Consider the following 20,622-nt stretch of genomic DNA (forward strand, 5'->3'; position numbering starts at 1 on the left):
TTTAAATAACCATAAATTTGGCAATTTAATCAACCTGTTATATTAAGAAAAGTTAACATCAGTGTAAGTGAAGAATTAATAATTATTTCTGATGGAACCTGCTGCTCTTCAAGAAGAGTTACAGCGTGATCAAGATTTCCGGTCCGAGTACAGAAATGTGAATCTGAGCCGACAGAAATATATCCTCCGGCATTCATTACTTCTGCGATAATTTTACGACAGTTCGGTAAACTCCCTTTACGTGCAACAGCGGAGCCGCTGTTTACCTCAAGGGCTACATTGTTTCTGGCTGCTTCAATAGCAATTTCCCGGTAATCTAACGGGAAATGTGGATTACCGGGATGGACAATGATTTTTATTGACGGATGGTTTATTACTTTCATCAGGCAATCCGTATTCTTGACAATATCATTACACGGTGGATAAACCGGGGAATGGAATCCTGCCATAACGTAATCCAGTTTATCAGCCATAATAGCATCGCAATCAATCTTGCCATCTTCAAATATGTTGGCTTCTATTCCTTTCAGAATACGCATCCCATCGATCTGTTTGGGAATGGCATTCATATTAAGGAAATGCCACCGGTGAGGAGAATCGTCAAGCGCAGGTCCATGATCTGTGATACCCAACGCCAACATATTTTTACGTTTTGCTTCCACTATATGCTCATATACTGAACTATAAGCATGTGCGCTTGCATGGGTATGGATATGCAAATCAATCAATAAATTCATAGACTCACCTTTTATTGTTACCTATATAAAACCTTTTGCTTTACTTGCTTTAACTAATAACAGGCATAATACCAGCAGAACGATCAATACCACTGGTAGTGAGAGTACTCCAGCCCATGCCAGCAATATACCTCCGACAAGACCACCTGCGGCAATAGCTATATTCCAGACGGTTACCATGAGAGACTGAGCTATATCAGCGGCTATACCCGATGTGCGTGCAGATGCGGTCTGAAATAAAGTTGCCCCGCCGCCAAACCCCAAACCCCATAAAAAAGCACCACTCATGACAAAATAAATATTGTGGTAAAAAAAAGATAAAAGTAACGAAGATAGCAAAAATATAGATAACCCACTTAGTACAAGAGACCGAAGATGTCTATCTATAAATATCCCTGTGATAACAATGCTGATAACAGCCATTACCCCAAATATAAGGAGGAATGTACTAATATAACGAACACCCAGTAATTCAGTCAGATAAGGTGATATGTACGTGTACATCATATTATGGCCAAGTGAGAAAATAAACGTTGCCAGTAATATGGTTTTGATACCAGGTATAGATACCACTTTCCCAACTGAAAAGCGCTCTGAAGGGGTTGCACCCGGTTGTTCAGGTAAGGTAAGCAAGCCGGCCAAAAATAATAGTCCCGCTAGCAGCGTCATAGCGTAAAACACGGTACGCCAGCCATAAAGACTTTCCAGAAACGTTCCTGCCGGAACTCCCAAAGAAAGCGCCAGCGGAACGCCCAGCATGACAATGGTTATGGCTCGTCCTTGGCGGGACGGCGTTACCATTCTACCCGCATACCCGGCAGCCAGTGCCCATAAGAGCCCAGCGAAGATCCCGGCCATAAATCGTGCTATCAGCGTGATGACAAAAGAATCAACCGCAGCGGTAATGCCGTTTGATACGGCAAATCCAGCCAGGGTCAATAAGAACATTTTTTTTCTTGAGCAGCGCTGCGTTGCAAGCGTTAACGGAACAGCAGAGAGTAGAGAGCCAACGGCATACAGTGTTACCCACTGACCTGCTTCGGAAGCGCTTATGTAGAAAGACTGCTCCAGAGAGTGGAGAAATCCGGCGGGAAGCGCCTCCGTCAGTATGGAAAGGAAGAGCGCCGCGCCAAGAATACCGAGCTGAAATACAGGTAATCCCGGTTTTTCCTCAGTCATATCTGTAAAACCCTTCATCCAGTTTTTACCTGTTTATTTAATCATGCCGTATGCTTTCATGAACTCCTCAGGATAACGTGTTCCCGAAGTTTCATGGCCTGAGAGTATTTCAGTAATCGTGACTATCTGATCTGGCGTTAACGTTATTTCAGCTGCCCGAATATTTTCATCCAGATATTGTGGTGTACGGGTCCCAGGGATAGGGATAATTTCGGCGTCGTTATTTATGATCCATGCCAGCGCAAGCTGCGCAGGAGTCATTCCATTGGCTGTAGAAAATATCATTAATTCATTAACGATATTATTATTTGCTTCGAGGTTATCTCCCATAAAACGCGGGAGATAGCGACGTGAGTCATTTTGGGAAAGTGCATTCAGATTCTGTAGCTTACCACTAAGCAATCCCCTGCTCACAGGACTGTAAGCTACAACCGAAATACCGAGGTCTTTGCATGTATCAAGGACGCCATTACATTCAATATCACGTGACATTAGAGAATACTCGGTCTGGATTGCACTCAGGCCAAACTGATTTCCGGACAATTCCATCAATAGTTCGTGCGCAAACCGTATAGTTTCAGCATTGACTTCTGATAAGCCTATTGCACTAATTTTGCTATCAGATCTTAACTCATACATGGTTGTCATTGCTTCTCTGAGTGAGTCCGGATTCTGAATCACCCTATGTAAATAATATAAATCAATCTTTCTGTTCAAACGCTCCGAACTCTTCTCAAAACAGTGCAGAATATAGTCGCAACTGTTATTAACCTCCCGATAAAGAGGATTATTAACATCCCTAACAACCCCGCATTTAGTTGCAATAACAACCTCATCCTCCGGGTAGTTTTGCAGAACTTTCCCGAGAAGTTTTTCATTGTTTCCGTAACCATAAATATCAGCGGTATCCAGAAAGTTAATCCCATTCTCAATAACACTATGAAGAATTTTCTCTGCATCATATTCTGATGTCGGACCGTAAAATTCTGACAGTCCCATGCAGCCATAACCTTCTGCTGTAACGCTGAGCGCAGAATGCCCAACTTTGTTTTTTTTCATAATCAGGAACTCTCTTTATTGTTTACATTCATAACCAGAGGTTATCTGATGCCAGCTCGCTGTCTATTTTAGTCAGCATATCTCTGGTAATTTCAGCTACTGAGGGTACTAGATGTTTCACGCCGGTATCCTGCATTTGCTCTTTCTGATACTTCGTTACCGGTGTACCGATAAAACCGGTTCTGTAATACCTGGAAACCTCAGCCATGCGGTTTATGTCATCAATGAATAACACTTCATTAAAATCCAGTTTAAATATGTCCTTGGTAATTTCCAACAAACCCGGTCTAATTGAATTGGTATCTATATAAGGATTATCCTCATCGAAAAATTTTTCAAGAGAAGGCATATACTTGTCAAATATGTACGCCTTTGTTCGGCCACCGTAACAAGTTACCCTGACATTAAAATCCTGTAACAATCCCAGGAAATTTTCTGCACCCGCAATAATCTCTATTGGATGCTCTTTTATATATTCAGCATGATGAAGAAAAAATTTATCAATAGTTTTTTGTGCTGACCAGGGCAGTTTACAGGCCAATGACATGTTGTGACCACCTGCAATATGAGGTGATCCCCACACTAGTCGTTCAAGCTCAGATGTGTAAACACCTCCATGTTTCTCAACAAATGATTTGATTGCCGGACTATATGTATCAGTTAAAAGTACACCATCGACGTCAATAGCAACAAGTTTTATTTTACTTAAAGTAGTCATATTTTACCTAATTATTAGAAGAAATAATAAGCGCACCATTATGACCACCAAACCCCATTGACAGTTTTAATGCATGGCGGATATTAAGTTCTCGCGGCTTACCAAAAACAATATCAAGGTTAATATCAGGATCAAGATTTATCAGATTTGCAGTGGGAGGGATAATACCATGTTTAACAGAAAGGATGGTTAACACAGTTTCCACCGCTCCGGCTGCTGCTAATGTGTGCCCTATTGCACCCTTTAATGAACTAACCGGAGCATGTCTACCAATTTCTTTTTCAATGACTCTACTCTCAGTGATATCATTGAGTGGTGTTGACGTTCCATGAGCATTAACATACTGGATATCTTTTCCTTTTAATCCAGCATTTTCTAACGCCTGCTGAATGGCCTCAGACAGACCCCGTCCCTGAGGTTGTGGCGTTGTGACATGATATGCATCTGTTGAAGTACCGACCCCACTGATAAGCGCCAGAATTTCCTGCCCTCTGGCAGAGGCATGTTCTTCTGATTCCAGAATCATAAAACCGGCGCCTTCGGAAATAACAAAACCATCCCGATCGCGGTCAAATGGCTTACTCGCATGCTTAATATCAGAATTTTTCGACAATGCCCCAAGCCGATTCATGCTACTAACAATTAAAGGAACAATGGGTGCTTCTGTAGCACCTGCAATTACCACATCACATCGTCCTTCTTTGATCAAGTTGCAGGCTGTATCAACGGCAGTAATACCGGAAGCGCATGCTGTACTTACTAATAAACTGGGACCGGTAGCATGGCAGTCAATAGCTATCTGGCCTGCGACCATATTCATCATTGCACCTGGAATAGTTGAAGGTGATACCATTCGCTCACCTTCAGACTCAAGAACATGCTGCTCAGACAGAAATCGTTCTATACCCGCCAGCGAATTTCCTACCACAACACCAATACGTTTACCATTCCATTTAGCTGGATCCAGCCCGGCTTCTGCTACAGCTTGACGATAAGAAACCAGTGCCAACTGGATAAATCGATCAATACGCCTTGCAAGACTTCGTCCAAGCAACTTATCCGGATCGAAATCAGTGAGGCTGCATGCATAATCAATTTCAAGCCCTTCAAGCTGCCTGCATTTAGCTGCTGATGACTTACCGCTAAGAACGAAATCCCAGCTTGTAGGCACATTCATTCCGGCAGGGCATACCAAACCAGTCCCGGTAACCGCAATACGAAGTCTATTTTCAGCCATGACGTCATACCCTTTTGTGAATATACTCTGAAATGTCATTGACGGTAAAGCCAGGCAGAATATCACCGTCTGGAATTTTAATGCCGAACTCCCTTTCCAGATCTAGCTGAATCTCAATCACTATGATTGAATCAACGCCCAGTGTTTCGAGACTTTCGTTAGTTTTGACATTCTGTTTATTAAGTCCGAAATTATCAACAAGAATATTTGTCACTTTGTCTGCTACAACTGTCATATAATAACCTTTTTTTATATATCAATCATTTTGAATAAATACACCATTTCGGCAATACTTTTCCCTTTCCGTACCAATAATACATTAAATTCTATTTCATCCCGCTGCATGCCGGGTATTTCCTCCGAAATGATTTGAATGTCCTTATCAAGTTCTGCATAATGGAAAAACTTGCTTTTCATTGTAGTTAATATCGGAGTCGAATTTAATTTAGTTATGTAAATCAAGATTTGGCAGTTCTGCTTTCCAGCTTCCATTAAAACCATCGCAGGATAATGATCCTGGGGATGGTCAAAATAGGCCGTATTATTCATGTTCACTGTAAGCGAGGATATTACTTTATGATTTTTAAATTGTGGCGCTTTGATAACAATATTATTAACATTACTGCGATATACATACTCCGGTGATACATTCATGCTTTGGTTAAAAATAAACTCGCTTTGATTCTGCGCATTTTTATTTATTATGTTACGTATTTTACGGTATGCTTCATCCGTCATATACTTAACAGACATATAAATTGTTGCCATATCAACATGGCCTAGACGCGCGTCAACCTTGTATTGTTGCGAAAGAATTTTATTCTTGGCACGGCGTGAATTATATGTATTTATAGTAAGATTAATATTTTCATCCAGTAAATCAACAGTCGGCGTAAAATACCCAGAAATACTACTTGACCATTCAGTTAAAATAAACCTGGTATCAGCTGATTGATGTTCATACTTGTGTAAAATATAAGTTTCAGCTTGCCTGGCGCATTCCAGTATAAACATTAGATCGGTTAGTGGCTTAATATGATCGCAAAAGTAGGAATGTTTAGATAACCGTGCATTAGCTTTGTATCCTGAATCAAAAGGAATACAATTCAACAAAAACATTTCATCCTTATGTAATTTATGAACTAAAGAAATATCAACTGTTGATTTTGCGTTTACTTTGTTGTTATTCAGGTTCATTACTTTATGCTCTTAACATCAGTAGTGCTTTAAATTACCCCTGTTATTATCACTCTGTGAAATGAAAAATTTCTATGGCATGATAACCAAAAGATATCGCAGAACCTTTTCATTAAATTATTTTAAAACGAAATTAAATATATATTTCTGTTAAACGATGTCAGTTTCATCAGAATAATCACCCTGTACGCTAAATGCAGGTGTTGTCAATTTAGTATTAATTATCGTGTACTGAAAGATCAGAAGAAAGCGAATTCATGGAAGTAAAACACTATTAACAGAGGGTATTTACATACATCAAGGATGTCATCATATGCCTTAAAATAATTACAAATAAATGGGCGTCAGGTTTGCCTTTTTCAACAGATTACCTCCTGCCCCTCCATCAAAATGCTTTCCTGTCTGTTGGCTTCACGTTACGCCCGCTGAAAATCCAACAACTTTAGCCGCCAAAATTTAACAAAGGCATCATACTTGCTGTCAGAGCACAGATGCGTTCACCAGTCGCTCAGATCGCGATAGCAGGACGCTTTTTTAGCGGCAGCGGGCTGACAGGATGGCTTTTTGCGCCCCTTGCATCGAGAATAGCGCCCTGAAACAGTCATTCACGGAATAAAAAGAGGTTATAACATGCAACAAGGACCCTTAACGGCTGAAGAGCTGGAATGGCTCGATAATATTCTGGCGCAGTACGGCACCGATGACGCGGTGCTTGATGCCTCAGAACTGGATGGATTGTTAACCGCCCTGCTCTCTTCGCCGGAACCTGTCTCCGACGAGCGTTTGCAGGCCATTATTTGGGGCGGCGAAAACAATCTTCCGCTTTGGAATGAAACAGACCAGCAGCGTTTCACCGAACTGGTGACGCAGCATCAGAACGATATCGCCGAGCGGCTGAAAGAGTATCCCGAGCAGTTCGAGCCGCTGTTCGGCACCAGCAGCGAGGAAGATCTGGAAGTCACTATCGTGGAAGAGTGGTGCATTGGCTATATGAAAGGCGTAGCGTTAAGCGACTGGTCGGCGCTGCCGGATCACCTTAAGCCTGCGCTCCATGCCATTGCACTACATGGCAAGGAAGAGCACTTTAGCGAGCTGGAAAAAATGACGGCGGAAGAGTTTGAGCAAAGCGTGGAGGCTATTAGTCACGCCGCGCTGGAGCTGGCCGGCAACTGGCCGCTGCACTAAAAGCGAAGACGTGCCGCGTTGCTGAAGACGCGGCACGCTAAAGCGCACAGTTCATTCCAGTAGCTGTAGCGCAGCGTCAGGCGGTAGCGATTATTTTTCACCGTAGCCCCTTGCGCGCAGCCAGCTCATCTCAAAGCCGTACAGCTGGCCGATCGGCAGCAGCGATTCACTCAGCCTTGACGGATCGATGCTCTCTTCGGGTGTAACCGATGGCGTAAACCAGCCGGAAAAGGCGGCAAAATACTTTTTCAGACGAGACATAAATTTCTCCTGCAAAGCGGATAGATGCGTTAAGCGGATTTAACCGCAGGTGCGCCTGGCAGGGAAATATCCACTTCTTCCAACCTTTCCCAAAAATCAGCTTAGGGTTTTTATGGTATTCTTGTCCGCTTCAGCCGCTCAGGCTCTGGATCACGGATTAACTGATTTGCTATGCCCGCACTTGCCAAACGAAAAAACGACCCGGAAGGGTTAAAGAAACGTATTCTTGCCGGCGCGCTGGCTACTTTTGCCGAATTTGGTTTACAGGGCGCGCGCATGGAGCAGATCGCCGACCACGCCGACACCACTAAACGTATGGTGGTCTACCACTTTACCAATAAAGAAAACCTGTACATGGCGGTGCTGGAACAGGTCTACCAGGCTATTCGCCAGCACGAAACCGAGCTGAACCTGACCGAACTGCCGCCGCAGCTGGCGATGCAAAGGCTGGCGGAAGCGAGTTTTGACTATCATCTCTCCCATCCCGACTTTATGCGCCTGGTATGCAGCGAAAACCTGATGCGCGGCCGCTATATCAGCCAGTCTGCGCGCATTAAGACGTTAAATCAGAGCGCGCTTAACGTGCTGGAAGAGATCTTAACGCGGGGCAAAGCCGACGGCGTTTTCGACCCCAACGTCAATACGGTGGACGTGCACCGCCTGATTAGCAGCATCTGTACGCATAATGTCTCTAACCGCTACACCTTCAATACGCTGTTTGGCGATAACGAAAGCGAACAGCAAAGTATTGCCCGCAATCGCCAGCTGGTAGTGGATGCCACGCTGCGCTATCTGCGGCCCGGTGCCGCATAAGGTTGTACAACTTACAAATATGTTGTACAACTTTTTTACCCTGAACCGCTGTTGTTCCAGGGTGATTCAGCTACGCTTACTGAGGTTAACCCCTTTAGTTCGTCCCGCATTTTATCTATTGAAAGGCCTCACGCCAGGAGTTGCCAATGGCAAGCGAAAATTCCGGTTACCCACGCCGTAAGCCGGATGCCGAAGAAGGCAAAATAATGAACTGGGCGCAGAACGCGACGCTGGCCGACAGCCACGCCGTCAGCGCCCCCAAAACGGAAGAAGAGCTGTGCCGCCTGATTGCTGCCAGCCGCGGTAAAATCCGCGTAATGGGCAATAAAATGTCGCCTGGCCGCGTGCTGAAACTGGCCGCCGCAGGCGATACGCTGCTGGATTTGCGCCATCTGCGAGGATTAATCGCGATGGATGAGAACAGCGCGACCTTTGCGGGCAGCACGCCCATGCATGAGATTTATGAAATCCTCAGCGCCGAAGGCAAAATGCTGCCCTCCTCGCCCGGTGTTATCGCCGCGCAAACGCTGGCGGGCGCGCTGGCGACCGGCACGCACGGTCAGGGTCTGCAGCAAAGCTCTATCGCCGACGAGGCGCTGAGCATTCGCATGGTGCTGGCCGACGGCACGGTGGCGGATTTCAATCGCGATCATCCGTTCTTTCACGCCGTGCAGCTGGGCGTGGGCGCGCTGGGCATTGTGACCCAGGTAACGTTGCGCACGCGATCTTCGCTGATCTACACCTGTTATAAAAATGCGGTCAGCGGCGATACCCTGGAGCAGGATATCTATGACTGGAACCATAACTATGCGCTGAGCAAAGCCTGGTGGTTCCCTAACGAAAATCAGGTGCACGTCTGGACGGCTCGCGAAGCCGATAGCGAAGAGATTGCGCAGTATCGCGCCAATAATAACGATCTGGTGAAGCAGGAACAAACCAGCGATGCGATGAACGAAACCATCGACCAGACGCTGGAACATATGCGCAGCGATACCAAAATCGTGGATGAAAACGGCAAGCCGTTCCGCACCGTCACGCGTTTTAAAGATTTCTCCGACGTAACCGGCGACGTTTACCAGGTGTTCTGTCGCGGTATCGCTACGCCGCAGATCAACGTTGAAATCGGTATTCCCATGTCGCGCGTGGGCGAGGTCATCCGTAAGATTAAAGACTGGCACAGCGAAACGCAGCCGCATATGCACTACCCGATTATCTTGCGCTGTACCGGCCCTTCCGCCAGCTGGCTCAGCCCGGCTTACGGCGTAGATACCTGTTTCTTTGGCTTTGTGGTTTATTACGCCGAAGACGGCTCGCTTTCTGAAGAGGGCGTCAGCTTTTTGCAGGCCATCGAGCGGGTGCTGGCGGCGGAAGGCGGCAGACCGCACTGGGGCAAATACTTTGACGAGTCGCTTTACCACTGGCCGGAAATTTACCCGCAGTGGCAGGCGTTTCGGCAGGTTCGCGAGACGCTGGATCCGCAGCATAAATTTGATAATGCGTTTACCGCAGCACTGTTTGATTAATTAAGGAGAATGCCAATGAAGGCATGGGCAACCCTGCTGACGCAGCCGGGCTATCTGGTGGGCGTCAGCGCGTTGAATCGCTCGCTGAAAAAAAGCGGCAGCCGCTATCCGCTGGTGGTAATGGTCACGGAAAATATCGACGCCCAAAGCCGGCAGATCCTGGAGCAGGAAGGCTGCCTGGTGCGGGAAGTGCAGCCGATCAGCCCCGACAGCAGCCTGGAGCAGCACTACGCCAACGCGCGCTTCTCCGAAGTGTGGACCAAGCTGGCCGCCTGGCAGCTGACGGAATTTAAGCGTATCGTTTTCTTAGATGCGGACATGCTGGTGGTGCAGAACATGGATGAACTCTTTGCCCTGACGCTGGCAAAAGAGAGTATCGCCGCGTGCCACGCCTGCCGCTGCAATCCTAACAAGATCCCGAGCTACCCGAAAAACTGGACGCCGGAAAACTGCTTCTATAGCTACTGCCGGGGCGTGGATCATACGGAGCAGCCTGACGAAGTGGATAATTATCTGAACGGAGGTTTTCTGGTGCTGACGCCGGATCGCGCCGTCTATGACGATATGCTGCAAAAGCTGGCGGAGGTGAAGGATTTGTCGCGCTATCTGTTTGCCGAGCAGGATTTTCTTAACGACTACTATCATCAACGCTGGCGGCCGCTGCCCTATATCTATAATGCGCTGAAAACCCTTCCCTTCCAGCACAGCGCCATGTGGCACCTGCCTGAAGTGAAGAATATTCATTACATTATCGATAAGCCGTGGGAGCGTCAGCCTAATCCTGACGATCGCTACTACTCGCTGAATAAAATGTGGTGGGAGATTGCCGGTTAACAGACCACAACGTTGGTGGTGTGCGGCAGCGCCATCATCTGATCGCCGCAGGTAAAAATCAGGTCGATCGGCTGAGGGAAAGAGTGTACCCGCTCACGCAGGTAATGCAGAACCGCTTTCGGCAGCTTTGGCGCAACGGCGCGAGACTCACGCAGGGCCGGGCCGCTTAAGCGCAGCGTCAGGCCGCCGCTTAGCGCAGGCACCTCAATAATCACGGTGGCGGGCGCGTCGCCTGGCGAAAATTCCGCAATGGCCATGTCGGAAGCGGCATGAAGCAGCGCCACCGACGCTTCCGCTTTGGCCGTGGTTCTGGCGCCAAAACGCTGTAGATTTTCCAGCATCGCCTCGTCGCCGAGCGAGCTGTCCAGCCAGAACGGCGTTTCCCGATCCACCAGCGTCATTAAAATAGCCGTTGCCGCAGGCGAAGCGTTGCCCCATACCGGGATTTGCGGCAGCGTCACTTTTACACCGGGTTCGCTTATCGCTTTCAGAATAAGGCGGAAGGCGCGCTGCGAATCGGCAAAAGAGTGGCTGAAGCTGGCAATCAAAGTCATAAATTTTCCTGTGAGATAATAGGCTGGTTGGTCGGCCCGCAGAACGGACGGCAACGGAATAGCCGTTAAGTTTTTAAGCATGGCAGAAAAAAATGACAGCGACGTTAAAAATGCGTGGCGTTCTGATGAAAATCAGACTGGGCCGTCCCGTCAGCCTTCAGCGCTGCGCATCCGGCGTCAAAAACAGCATTCTTTCGCGCTTTCTGCGCGGCAGCAGGAGATTGACCAGTTTGCCCGCTCTTTTCCACAGCAGAAAAGCCTCTGCGGCTTCCTGATAGTGTTTTTCATTCAGTTTTTTTCTGACCGTGGAATTAACGAAAGCCGTTACGCCAATATTAAAAATCAGGCTGCAAAGCGCGTCATATTGATTCTGGCTAAGCGGCACGGCGACATGCTTTGCAATAGCCTGCTCGACGACCGCTAAATCTTTGCGCAGCAGCTCGGTGGATTTTTCCGCGCTGATCATCATCTCTTTGCTGACGGCAACGCCATCGACGTGGCCGGTATGCCCTACGCCAATCGTCGCTATCCCGACCGAATCCAGATAGCCGCTCAGCTTCTCGCCCTCTTCCTCTTTAATAAAGCGGATACCTTTTTCGCTAATGTTCATTCTGCTTTCCGTTCTCTGTTTGCTGATTAACGCTGTTGCCCATATGCAGCGCTCGGCTGGCTGATTAATGACGGACAAACCGACGTGATTTTTAATACGCGCGGCTGTTAAACGGCGAAGGCGTATTAAAAATCACGCTGTAGTAGCCGTTAACGACTTAACAACGTGATTTGATTTAATTTATGTCAGGCGAACGGGCCGCGTCCCTTTGGCCCGCAAGGATAAATTAACGTGCCTGACGCCACAGGGTTTCTGCCAGACCCGGCGCCCAGTCAACGGCGTGGGCAACATGCGTCTGGATACAAACCCAGTTTTTACCTTGATGGGTAACGATATCGCCAGCGGTGTAAGATCCGCCCAGCACCCATGCCGGATACTGGCCGTTATCGCCGTTGTCGTCGTTGCCGTTGTCGTCGTTGCAGTTAGCCAGAGTGGTGATGCTCAGTACGTTGCTCGGAACGGAAAGCAGATCCTGAGAATCCACAGCGGCAACAAAGTAACGGTAAGTGGTTTCTGCACGCAGGCCGCTGTCGGTATAGCTGAGCTGAGAAGCCGCCACGCGAGCGATTTCATCACCTTCGCGGTAAACGATGTAGCCGGCAATGGCGTTGCTGCCTTGAGAAGAACCCCACATCAGCGCAACGCTGTCTGCGGTCACGCCCATGCTGTGCAGCTGTGCTGGCGCAGTTGGTGGCGTGGTGGAGGCGGCAGGATTTTTAGTGGTCACGATAACAGCTTCGCTGCGAACGGATTCTCTGCCTGTAGCGCTGACCGCGCTGATGGTGTAGCGGTAAGCGGTGTTTGCCTCCAGGCCGTTATCCACAAAGCTCAGCTGGGTACCGTTGAAGATCATATTGTTGTCACGATACAGACGGTAAGAAACGCCTGCGGTTGAAGAAGCGTTCCACGCCAGCGCGATGCTGCTGGTGGTGATATCGGTCGCGTGCAGGCTGGCTGGCACCGCAGGCGCAGTTTCGCCGCCGTTGCCGTTGCCCACGAAATCCAGATCGATAACCTGGTAGAACGCGTTACCGGTATCGGCAACTTCCCATACCGCCAGCAGCACATGGTAGCCGCGACGCTGTGGCAGCTGGATTTCATGCGTGGTTGGGCCGGTCGGACGCAGCGTGGCGCCGTGGCTCCAGTAAGGCTGCTCGGTAAATTCCGCTTTAAAGAACGGCGTGGATTCAAACTGCGCGCGGCTCAGCGGCTGGTTTGGATTCCAGTCTTCGCGGGTAATAAAGTAGTTATAGCGACGAGTGGTGTGGGCTGCGGTATAGGTCCAGACGAATTTCATGATTTCGCCTGGGGTTACCGTGTGTTTTTTCCAGTGGGTGCCTGGCTCATCCAGGAAGCGACCGTCGCCCTGGTTGGCGCTGGCGATTTCGCCGTCACGTGGTGGCACAGCATTCGGGCTGTCGTCCGGCGCTACAGCGTCACGCAGACCGCTCTGCGCAGCCGGGAAGAATTTACCCGCTTCGCGCTGGTTCAGCTGACCGGCGTTCAGTTTGCCTTCCTGCCATGCAAAGAAAGCACGTGAAGCTGGCGTGGCGATATGACCGTGGCGCAGCGCCGGAGCGATGTTATTTGACATTGTTTTAAATTCCGTAGTGGTTTTGTTGGTGGAAATTGGCTGCCAGAGCGATGTAGCCAGTTCAGGCGTCCAGAAAAGGTTAGAGTCATGCTGCATAACGCAGATATAGTTACGTGACAGCCAGCTCACGCGGGCACCATCGATATAACGCACGCCCGCGCGCCACTGTTCAAACTGCGATTCAGGCGTGGGTTCAGGCGTTGGCTCTGGGGTTGGTTCCGGAGTTGGCTCAGGCGTTGGTTCCGGGGTTGGGTCCGGAGTTGGCGTCGGCCCAGGCACCACACCATCACCGGCCAGGTAGCCGTAGCGACGGATAAATTCCCAGTTGTAAGGCACGTTATCGCTGGTAAAACCGGCATCCCAGTTAACGGACCAGGTCATCAGACCCGCAACAGGCAGACCAGCGGCCTCAAGGCGAGCCAGGGCATTTTTCACATCCTGTGGATTAATGACATAACCGGTCGCTGCCGCATCGTTATTGGTTGGCAGGCCGATAATGAATTTTTCGCTTGGGATCTTCAGGAAATTACGGGTACCGGTGACCAGGCTTTCAGTCAGGTAATAGAGAAAATCTTCTTTAATCGCGTCGTTGCTTTGCGACACCCATTGGTTAATTTCATCAACCCAGACGCCGTCGCCGCCCTGGTTATAGAACTGTGGCGCAACGTAATCGTAGTAGCCTTCCAGGCCGATGATATAAGGGCTGTAATGGCCGCCATTGGTCAGGTAAGGGAATTCTGGCGCCATGCTGATGATGAAGTTCTTACCGAACTTGCGGTAGTGATCTTTCACCACGCGCAGCGCAGCAGGGATCACCGTCTGGTTATCGGCAGCGGTAATCGCAGACTGCTCCAGATCGATATCCAGGCCGTCAAAGCCATATTTATCGCTCAGCGCGATAATACGCTCGGCCAGCGCCACTTCGTCCCCGGCGTGCATTTCGATATGCGCATCGGCACCGCCCATGGAAATCAGAACTTTACGGCCCTGAGCCTGCACTTTCGCGATTTCGCTGCGGAATTCAGCATCCGTTCCTTTATACGGTTTGAAATCAGGGATGCGGTCGCTGTCATCCAGCACTTTCATAAAAGCGACGGCGATAATGTTATATTGCACAGGAATTTCGGACAGGGTCATTTCCGTGAAGCGGCCCTGTTTATAACCCTGAGCGCCTACGGCTGGCCAGTTGTGCCAGAAGCCCATAACGATTTTATTTTGCGCGGAGCGGTTTCCGGCAATCTGACCTGCCGATAAATTTTTAGAAGCTGGCATAATTCCTCCATATGCATCTGCCATGATGCATATTCCATTATGTAAAATGTTCTTTTGTTATGCAGCCAGCAAGCAAAATAATGCGCTTACTGCATGCGTTCTATTTTATTCAGCCAGGCAAAACAGACAAACTCAATAATTGCATTTAGCTATTAATAATTGAAAAGCCTTTGTTTTATATGAATTATCTATAGAAGCGCCTCGTCATTTAGTTTTATTTAAACCCTGAATAAACACCTTTGATTATTCTATTTACTTTTTAAATTACAGTATAAGAATTTATATGTTTAGCTGTTATTTAATTTTATAACCTTGTGCAAACACCAGCAAAGGCATTCCATTACATCGTCATTTCATTTTGGTAATTAATCAGGGAAAGGAGCAGTAGATGCGGCCAGAGATTCAAGTGGGCAAATAAAATAAAAATAAATATTGCGTTATTTTATGCAAGAGTAACATGAAAAAAAACCGGCCATATCAAGGCCGGTTTTTTACTAATGGGCATTAGCTGTTTATGGGTTTTAGTTCAATCGCGTAATCAAGACCGTTTACCCTTACCCGCAGGCATTCTCTGGCCGTACCAACCGACGCGGTGCTGACCACGCGGCCACGCATAATCAGGTCGTTATTATTGTTGTAACCATAGCCGACCCGATCCGTTCCTTCCCAGTGCTGCAAAAATGCCGTTACCGGCTCGGCATCCAGCACGGCCGCTTCCGCAGCAGAAACCTGCGTATAAGACTTGATAAAACGGAAATGAACGCCGCGCGAGAAACGATCGTGGCAGTTAGTGGTGATCAGAGCGATACAGAAGCCGGTGTATTTAGCCAGCTTAACAAATATTTCCCCTCTGCTGCTGCCCAGCGATCTCACCCTGACCCGCGTCACCGGGCACGATCCTTCCGCTGCCCAGGAGGCGTTAAAGCTGCCGTTCACGTTCTGAATAGAGATTATCGCTTCGCCTTCCGGCGTGCGTGACGTGAAGTCGATTTGCGTTTCCGGCATCGCATTAAACTGAGAGGAACCGATAATGCGCATCTGCATCTGCGTGGTCCATTCCGGCATCTCAATCTCGCCCACTTTAAACCAGGTTTCCCGATCCTGACGGTTATCCATACGTTCCTGGGAAGTGATGTACTCGTAGTTCAGCGAACCTTCAATACGCGCGCCGTGGTTTTCAAGGAATATCTGCCCTTCTTCATATACAGGCAGCCAGCGCTCGCCGCTGTCAGAGAGATCCAGCCCCTCGCCGTTATGCACATTCAGCATGGTAGAAATAAGGCGCGTATGATGGCACTTGAGCGGATTTTTATTGCCTTCCAGATTCAGCGCATTGACCTTCCACTGGCCGTTGGAAAGGTCGCCGGGGAATTCGGTATGCTCAATCCAGCCGTTATGCAGCACGCACTGCGTCGCGCGCGGCAGATCGATCATTTCAGACTTCACGCCGTACTGGATATTAAAGTTGCTGAGCTCGATAGCGGTAAGGTGATCCCAGGAGCCAGCGGCGCGATCGGACCAGCGGCCATAGATAACGCTGCCGGCGCAGCGGGTGGCGTACCACTGATCGATCTTACAATCCAGCGTATCGAGCAGATCCAGCGCGCGGCCGCCCAAATCCTGGAAATGCACCCCGGTCACGCGCAGATACTGACCGCCGGGGATGATATTTTTAAAGAACCCTTTGGTTTTAGTGTTGTCCTGCCCATTAACGATAATGCCGCTGATATAGGTCCAACGGGCGTTGACGGTAAACATGTATTCGCCGTCTTTCTGGTCAGAGAAAAGACGGGTGTTAGGGAAGTAGCCGAAGTTGACGTGGGCGCCAGAGAGACGGAAACGGTTTACCTCCTGGCCGGAGAAATCAAATTTAGAGATAAAGAAGTTACCTGCCGGAAAGCGGATGCCGACGTTTTCATGGGTACGTACATTGTTTTGACGATCCATGATGCGTGACCAGTGCCACATGCGGGTAACGGCTTCCAGACAGTCCGTTTTGCCATCCGGGATAGCGCCGAAATCGACCACGGTTACGCCCGCGTTATCGGTAATATAACGTTTCCAGCGCATATTTCGGGGAGTAACGATAGTCATGCCGCCATCTTCCGGCGCCGTCTTGTCGTTAAAGTCACTGATAAAAATACCGCCGCCGTAGCCGGTTCCTGCACTATAAGAAAGCACAATAGCCAGTTCGCCGTGGGCGGCAGGCTCGTGCGCCCGTAATTCATCAATAGAGTTCAGCATAGAAAAGTTATTTTCTTCATTAGCTGAATGCGCAAGATATACAATTCTGTCGAAGTCAATAGCTTTGCCATCTTTATCAAGTACGTTTAAGTTCCTGACCATTTCATTTAACTTAACCTGTTGTGATGTTAAATTATCCTGGTTGTTGTCACCAATGACACTCATTTAAAGCCTCTTTATTAAATATATATTATACGATGGTTGCATTTTCTGATGGGTTGCAGGCTTGCATTTAATGTTGGTTTAGGTTTCCACCAAAAAACGCGGTTTAAACCATATTTCTTGCTTTAGTTTTTAGAATTGACAGGATAATAATTGAAGGCCATTCATACAATTTTAAAAAATGATGCTCACGCGTAGAAATTAGCATCTCTATGATTAGCAAAATAAAAACAGTCTTATTTTGTAAATACCCCCCATCCAGAGCTTTCGTAAGTATGCTATATTTTTCATAAATTTACGCTAAGTTAACAGTTGTTAAACGATCTGGAGGTTTTATGTTTCTGTCATCTAATCTGAAATGCTTTATTGTGCTGGCGAAAGAGAAGTCATTAAAGAAGGCTTCTGAGATATTATTCGTTACCTCTTCCCCTATTTCTCGCCGGATAAAAATATTAGAAGACGAGCTGGGATTTAAATTATTTTCACGCACGGACCATGATTTCACCCTGACCAAAAAAGGGCTGGAACTCTACGATAAAATAATGCCGCATTACGATAAGATGACGGAACTGGAAGACTATTTTTCACGAAAAAGAACCAACGTTAATATTCGCCGTGGCCTGATGATTGGTGTAGAAAATCTCAATCCCTTTTTATTCAACCTGCTGGTAAAAACCCGCAAGAAGACCGAAAGCGTCTCTTATTGTTCCTGCGATACCAAAACTTCGGTGGAATCGCTGCTTTCCGGCGAGATCCACGGCGTTATTTCCCATCGGGAAATCAACGATAACGGGATCCTGTCGATGAATTTTTTCAGCGAGCCCGCCTGCTATCTCTATTCTAAAAAGTTCCCCGATTCGCAGCTTAGCGATATAAAAAACACGCCCGTCATCATTCCTACCAATGGCTTTTACGAACACTATGTGAAAAACGCGCACGCCAAAATCCTGACTATGTGTCCTACGGCGCAGGTTATTATCGTGGATGATATTTATGATTATATTTCGCTGATTGCCAATGGCGAAGCCGTTGGGCTAATCAGTGAATCAATGGTGTCATTTTATCAAAGCAAAATAAGCAATTTCAGTGAGTTAAGTTACAGAGTCGAAAAATCATTCCCGGAGCTTAAAACCTATATCTACTATCTGAAAGAACGTGAGTTCTCTTTGAAATATGCGTTAGACACCGTTGACGCCGCACAGGTAAATGCGTGATAACAGAGACAGGATGTCTCTTTTTTAACATTCTTACAGGCTGAGGGACAACGGGAAACGCATCGGGAAAAAACTTTTTCCTGATCTGGCGGGTAAAGCATGGCGCCAGAATTAATGACTGGTATCATCCGCGACGGTGAAAAGCGAACTATCCCTGGCGTATCGCCAACCAGGGAAAATAAGAAAGGATAACGCCCTTCATAACATTTTTGCCGTCATTATGTCCGACAGCCATCAGAACTCCATCGTTTGACGAAAGATAAGCGAACGCAGCGGCACGCTGCTTTTCAGGATCGGCGATTTAATAACAATGTAGCTAAAGTATTTATCTATCCCGATTTTAGCGTCCAGAACGCTTTCAATGACTTCCTGGTAATGTTCGATGCTGCGGGTAATAAAACGCAGCAGATAATCGTATCCACCGGTAATCAAATGACACGCCATCAGTTCGTCCACCTCCCGGAGCGCGTTTTCAAAACGCATAAAGTCTTCGCGCCGGTGTCCGGCCAGCGTAACCCCGGTGAAGACGGTAACGGAATCGGTAATTTTAGGTAAATTAACGTGCGCCTCGTAACCGGTAATAAACCCTGCCGTTTCCAGACGTTTTACCCGCTGTAGACAGGGACTGGGTGAAAGCCCGACAGCGTTGGCAAGGTTTACATGACTGATGCGACCGGCCTTTTGCAGCTGTACCAGAGCAGGGATATGTAACGCCTCGCCGATATCCGGCCACTGGCGAAACACCGCTTACGCCGCCGGCTCCGCCACCAATGCCGCCCGGATAAGGCCGCGCTCCGGCTCTGATTGCTGGAGGATATTTATGCCATTGCCTGGCTCACCAGCGCGAACGCCCGCACGTCCTGCGGCTGCCAGGGGGTGCCTTTATACATGGTGATGGGCTCGTCAACCTGAACCATACCCAGGGCGACGAGCCATTCGCCCAGCCCGCAGGCGCTGTCGGTATCGATACGGACGAAGGCGCCTTCCAGACCGGCAAGCAGTTCGCTGACCAGTACTTTCGCCTGCTGTAGACTGGCACAGATAATAGGGCCGATAGCGAAGCCGTGCCCGAAGCGGCGCAGGCAGGCGAATCCCGCCGTTTGATCCTGCTCTTCCAGTACCAGAAAGCGGTCTGCGCTGGCAAAAAGCTCGGCGATCAGTGCCGGACGATGCTGCCCGTGAGCCCTGGTTTCCAGCTTGCTCAGCGCCGTCAGCTCTTCGCGGCGAGCGGGGCGCAAGCTTTGCGACGCCTGCGGTAGAACGCGTTCGCCCGGTGCCAGCGCGCGACATTGATGCTGAGCGATCGTTCCCGTGACCACAAACCCCAGCTTTTCATACAGCCCTTTGCCCATTTCCGTGGCGTGCAGGCGCAGCTGATGCCCTTCCAGCGCGGCCAGCGCCGTCTGCATAAGCTGTTTACCGATACCTTTGCCCTGCGCGCTGCCGGCGACGTTCACCAGACCAAGGGTGGCGTAGTCGCCCCAGCGCCAGTAAAGCACGGTGCCAATCAGCTCGCCGTTTTCCATCGCCGCCAGGCCTTCACCCAGCGCCAGCGCCTGCTGCCAGTCTTCACGGCGGTGCGGCCAATGTAACCGCTGCGTCAGGGCATAAGCGGCATCAAGATGCTGCTCGTTCATCGTTACTATGTTCATCCTTTTCTCCTTAAATCATGCCTGGCTGTTGCTGGCCGCTGCCGTCTGTCAGCCTGCCATAGCGGGACGGCGTGGGATCAACCACCGGCGCAGAATCGGTCGCTAAATTAGCGGCCAGCCGCCCGGCACCCGGTTCTCGCAGGAAAGGCATCAGGCCCCGTTCCAGCCTGAGGTTTTTGCGCCTGGTTTTCAACATGGGATAAAACTACCGCGCATAGCGCAGCCTTTGTACGGCACAGGTTAGGACGCTCAGCCATGTGCAACAGGAATTTATACTGTGGACGCGCAGCCATGTACAACAGAGGTTTATATTGTGGACGCGCGGCCATGTGCAACAGAGGTTTATACTGTGGACGCGCAGCCGTGCGCGGCGCAGGTTTATGCTGCGGGCGGAGATAACAGGGCTTAAGCGAGCCCAGAAAAATTATGATGTGGCCGGATAATGTCAGATATTGCACAACTACATTTTATGCGCTGAATAAGGGAAAGCTTATTTGGGGGCGATTATCGGGCCGCATCATGGCCCGATAATTTTCTCCGTTCATTTTTATAAATTTTCAAACATACTTTCCGACAG

The 20,622-nt window shown here is 48.6% G+C and carries 20 protein-coding genes; 5 read left to right on the forward strand and 15 right to left on the reverse strand.

Going from position 1 to position 20,622, the window contains the following annotated elements; all coding sequences use genetic code 11:
* Window positions 1–29 precede the first annotated feature (29 nt).
* Genes ACA373_RS07010 through ACA373_RS07040 form a run of 7 tightly spaced genes read right to left on the reverse strand, consistent with a single transcriptional unit; the run spans window position 30 to window position 6,127 of the window.
* Window positions 30–737 (reverse strand): PHP domain-containing protein, encoded by a 708-nt coding sequence (locus ACA373_RS07010; protein ID WP_301250995.1) that lies wholly within the window; start codon window positions 735–737, stop codon window positions 30–32.
* A 21-nt stretch (window positions 738–758) separates the two neighbouring features.
* Entirely contained in the window at window positions 759–1,916 is a 1,158-nt protein-coding gene (locus ACA373_RS07015; RefSeq protein WP_370734253.1) for an MFS transporter, read from the reverse strand.
* Window positions 1,917–1,949: 33 nt separating this feature from the next.
* Window positions 1,950–2,975 carry an aldo/keto reductase gene (locus ACA373_RS07020; RefSeq protein WP_370734254.1) on the reverse strand — a complete coding sequence of 342 codons (1,026 nt, stop codon included), beginning with the start codon at window positions 2,973–2,975 and terminating at the stop codon, window positions 1,950–1,952.
* Window positions 2,976–3,003: 28 nt separating this feature from the next.
* Entirely contained in the window at window positions 3,004–3,693 is a 690-nt protein-coding gene (locus tag ACA373_RS07025; RefSeq protein WP_301250998.1) for a hypothetical protein, read from the reverse strand.
* 7 nt (window positions 3,694–3,700) lie between these two features.
* Window positions 3,701–4,930, reverse strand: coding sequence for a beta-ketoacyl synthase (locus ACA373_RS07030; protein ID WP_301250999.1), 1,230 nt, complete (start codon window positions 4,928–4,930; stop codon window positions 3,701–3,703).
* Window positions 4,931–4,934: 4 nt separating this feature from the next.
* Window positions 4,935–5,165, reverse strand: coding sequence for an acyl carrier protein (locus tag ACA373_RS07035; RefSeq protein ID WP_301251000.1), 231 nt, complete (start codon window positions 5,163–5,165; stop codon window positions 4,935–4,937).
* Between the two features lie 14 nt (window positions 5,166–5,179).
* Window positions 5,180–6,127 carry an AfsA-related hotdog domain-containing protein gene (locus ACA373_RS07040; RefSeq protein ID WP_370734255.1) on the reverse strand — a complete coding sequence of 316 codons (948 nt, stop codon included), beginning with the start codon at window positions 6,125–6,127 and terminating at the stop codon, window positions 5,180–5,182.
* 630 nt (window positions 6,128–6,757) lie between these two features.
* Here ACA373_RS07040 and ACA373_RS07045 point away from each other — a divergent pair.
* Entirely contained in the window at window positions 6,758–7,312 is a 555-nt protein-coding gene (locus ACA373_RS07045; RefSeq protein ID WP_253460397.1) for a UPF0149 family protein, read from the forward strand.
* 90 nt (window positions 7,313–7,402) lie between these two features.
* Here ACA373_RS07045 and ACA373_RS07050 read toward each other — a convergent pair whose 3' ends face one another.
* The gene (locus ACA373_RS07050) at window positions 7,403–7,573 is read right to left on the reverse strand and encodes a hypothetical protein (RefSeq protein ID WP_253460394.1); all 171 of its coding nucleotides are present in this window, start codon (window positions 7,571–7,573) and stop codon (window positions 7,403–7,405) included.
* 171 nt (window positions 7,574–7,744) lie between these two features.
* Here ACA373_RS07050 and ACA373_RS07055 point away from each other — a divergent pair, with 171 nt between their 5' ends.
* From ACA373_RS07055 to ACA373_RS07065, 3 genes are all read left to right on the forward strand, one after another.
* Entirely contained in the window at window positions 7,745–8,386 is a 642-nt protein-coding gene (locus tag ACA373_RS07055) for a TetR family transcriptional regulator (protein ID WP_253460391.1), read from the forward strand.
* A 146-nt stretch (window positions 8,387–8,532) separates the two neighbouring features.
* The gene (locus ACA373_RS07060; protein WP_253460389.1) at window positions 8,533–9,909 is read left to right on the forward strand and encodes a D-arabinono-1,4-lactone oxidase; all 1,377 of its coding nucleotides are present in this window, start codon (window positions 8,533–8,535) and stop codon (window positions 9,907–9,909) included.
* Window positions 9,910–9,924: 15 nt separating this feature from the next.
* On the forward strand, window positions 9,925–10,743 hold the full coding sequence (locus ACA373_RS07065) for a glycosyltransferase family 8 protein (RefSeq protein WP_253460386.1): 819 nt from the start codon (window positions 9,925–9,927) through the stop codon (window positions 10,741–10,743).
* On the opposite strand, the gene phnH is transcribed toward ACA373_RS07065, so the two are convergent.
* The 4 genes from phnH to ACA373_RS07085 form a co-directional block, all read right to left on the reverse strand.
* The gene (gene phnH / locus ACA373_RS07070; protein WP_253460383.1) at window positions 10,740–11,297 is read right to left on the reverse strand and encodes a phosphonate C-P lyase system protein PhnH; all 558 of its coding nucleotides are present in this window, start codon (window positions 11,295–11,297) and stop codon (window positions 10,740–10,742) included. The genes ACA373_RS07065 and phnH overlap by 4 nt on opposite strands.
* 157 nt (window positions 11,298–11,454) lie before the next feature.
* Window positions 11,455–11,907: a lysozyme gene (locus ACA373_RS07075; RefSeq protein WP_253460380.1), complete on the reverse strand. Its 453-nt coding sequence runs from the start codon at window positions 11,905–11,907 to the stop codon at window positions 11,455–11,457.
* A 226-nt stretch (window positions 11,908–12,133) separates the two neighbouring features.
* Window positions 12,134–14,773 carry a lytic polysaccharide monooxygenase gene (locus ACA373_RS07080; protein WP_370734256.1) on the reverse strand — a complete coding sequence of 880 codons (2,640 nt, stop codon included), beginning with the start codon at window positions 14,771–14,773 and terminating at the stop codon, window positions 12,134–12,136.
* Between the two features lie 504 nt (window positions 14,774–15,277).
* Window positions 15,278–17,017: a hypothetical protein gene (locus ACA373_RS07085; protein ID WP_253460374.1), complete on the reverse strand. Its 1,740-nt coding sequence runs from the start codon at window positions 17,015–17,017 to the stop codon at window positions 15,278–15,280.
* Between the two features lie 497 nt (window positions 17,018–17,514).
* Between ACA373_RS07085 and ACA373_RS07090 the strand changes: the two genes are divergently transcribed.
* On the forward strand, window positions 17,515–18,393 hold the full coding sequence (locus ACA373_RS07090; protein WP_253460371.1) for a LysR family transcriptional regulator: 879 nt from the start codon (window positions 17,515–17,517) through the stop codon (window positions 18,391–18,393).
* A gap of 234 nt (window positions 18,394–18,627) precedes the next feature.
* On the opposite strand, the gene ACA373_RS07095 is transcribed toward ACA373_RS07090, so the two are convergent.
* The 3 genes from ACA373_RS07095 to ACA373_RS07105 form a co-directional block, all read right to left on the reverse strand.
* The gene (locus ACA373_RS07095; RefSeq protein ID WP_253460368.1) at window positions 18,628–19,137 is read right to left on the reverse strand and encodes an Lrp/AsnC family transcriptional regulator; all 510 of its coding nucleotides are present in this window, start codon (window positions 19,135–19,137) and stop codon (window positions 18,628–18,630) included.
* A 74-nt stretch (window positions 19,138–19,211) separates the two neighbouring features.
* Complete coding sequence (locus tag ACA373_RS07100; RefSeq protein WP_301730401.1) at window positions 19,212–20,045, reverse strand: GNAT family N-acetyltransferase; 834 nt, start codon at window positions 20,043–20,045, stop codon at window positions 19,212–19,214.
* A 10-nt stretch (window positions 20,046–20,055) separates the two neighbouring features.
* A complete protein-coding gene (locus ACA373_RS07105) occupies window positions 20,056–20,241 on the reverse strand; it encodes a hypothetical protein (protein ID WP_370734470.1) in 186 nt (61 codons plus the stop codon).
* Between the last annotated feature and the right edge of the window lie 381 nt (window positions 20,242–20,622).

The sequence above is a fragment of the Erwinia sp. STN24 genome (assembly GCF_041320675.1).
GTDB lineage: Bacteria > Pseudomonadota > Gammaproteobacteria > Enterobacterales > Enterobacteriaceae > Erwinia > Erwinia aeris.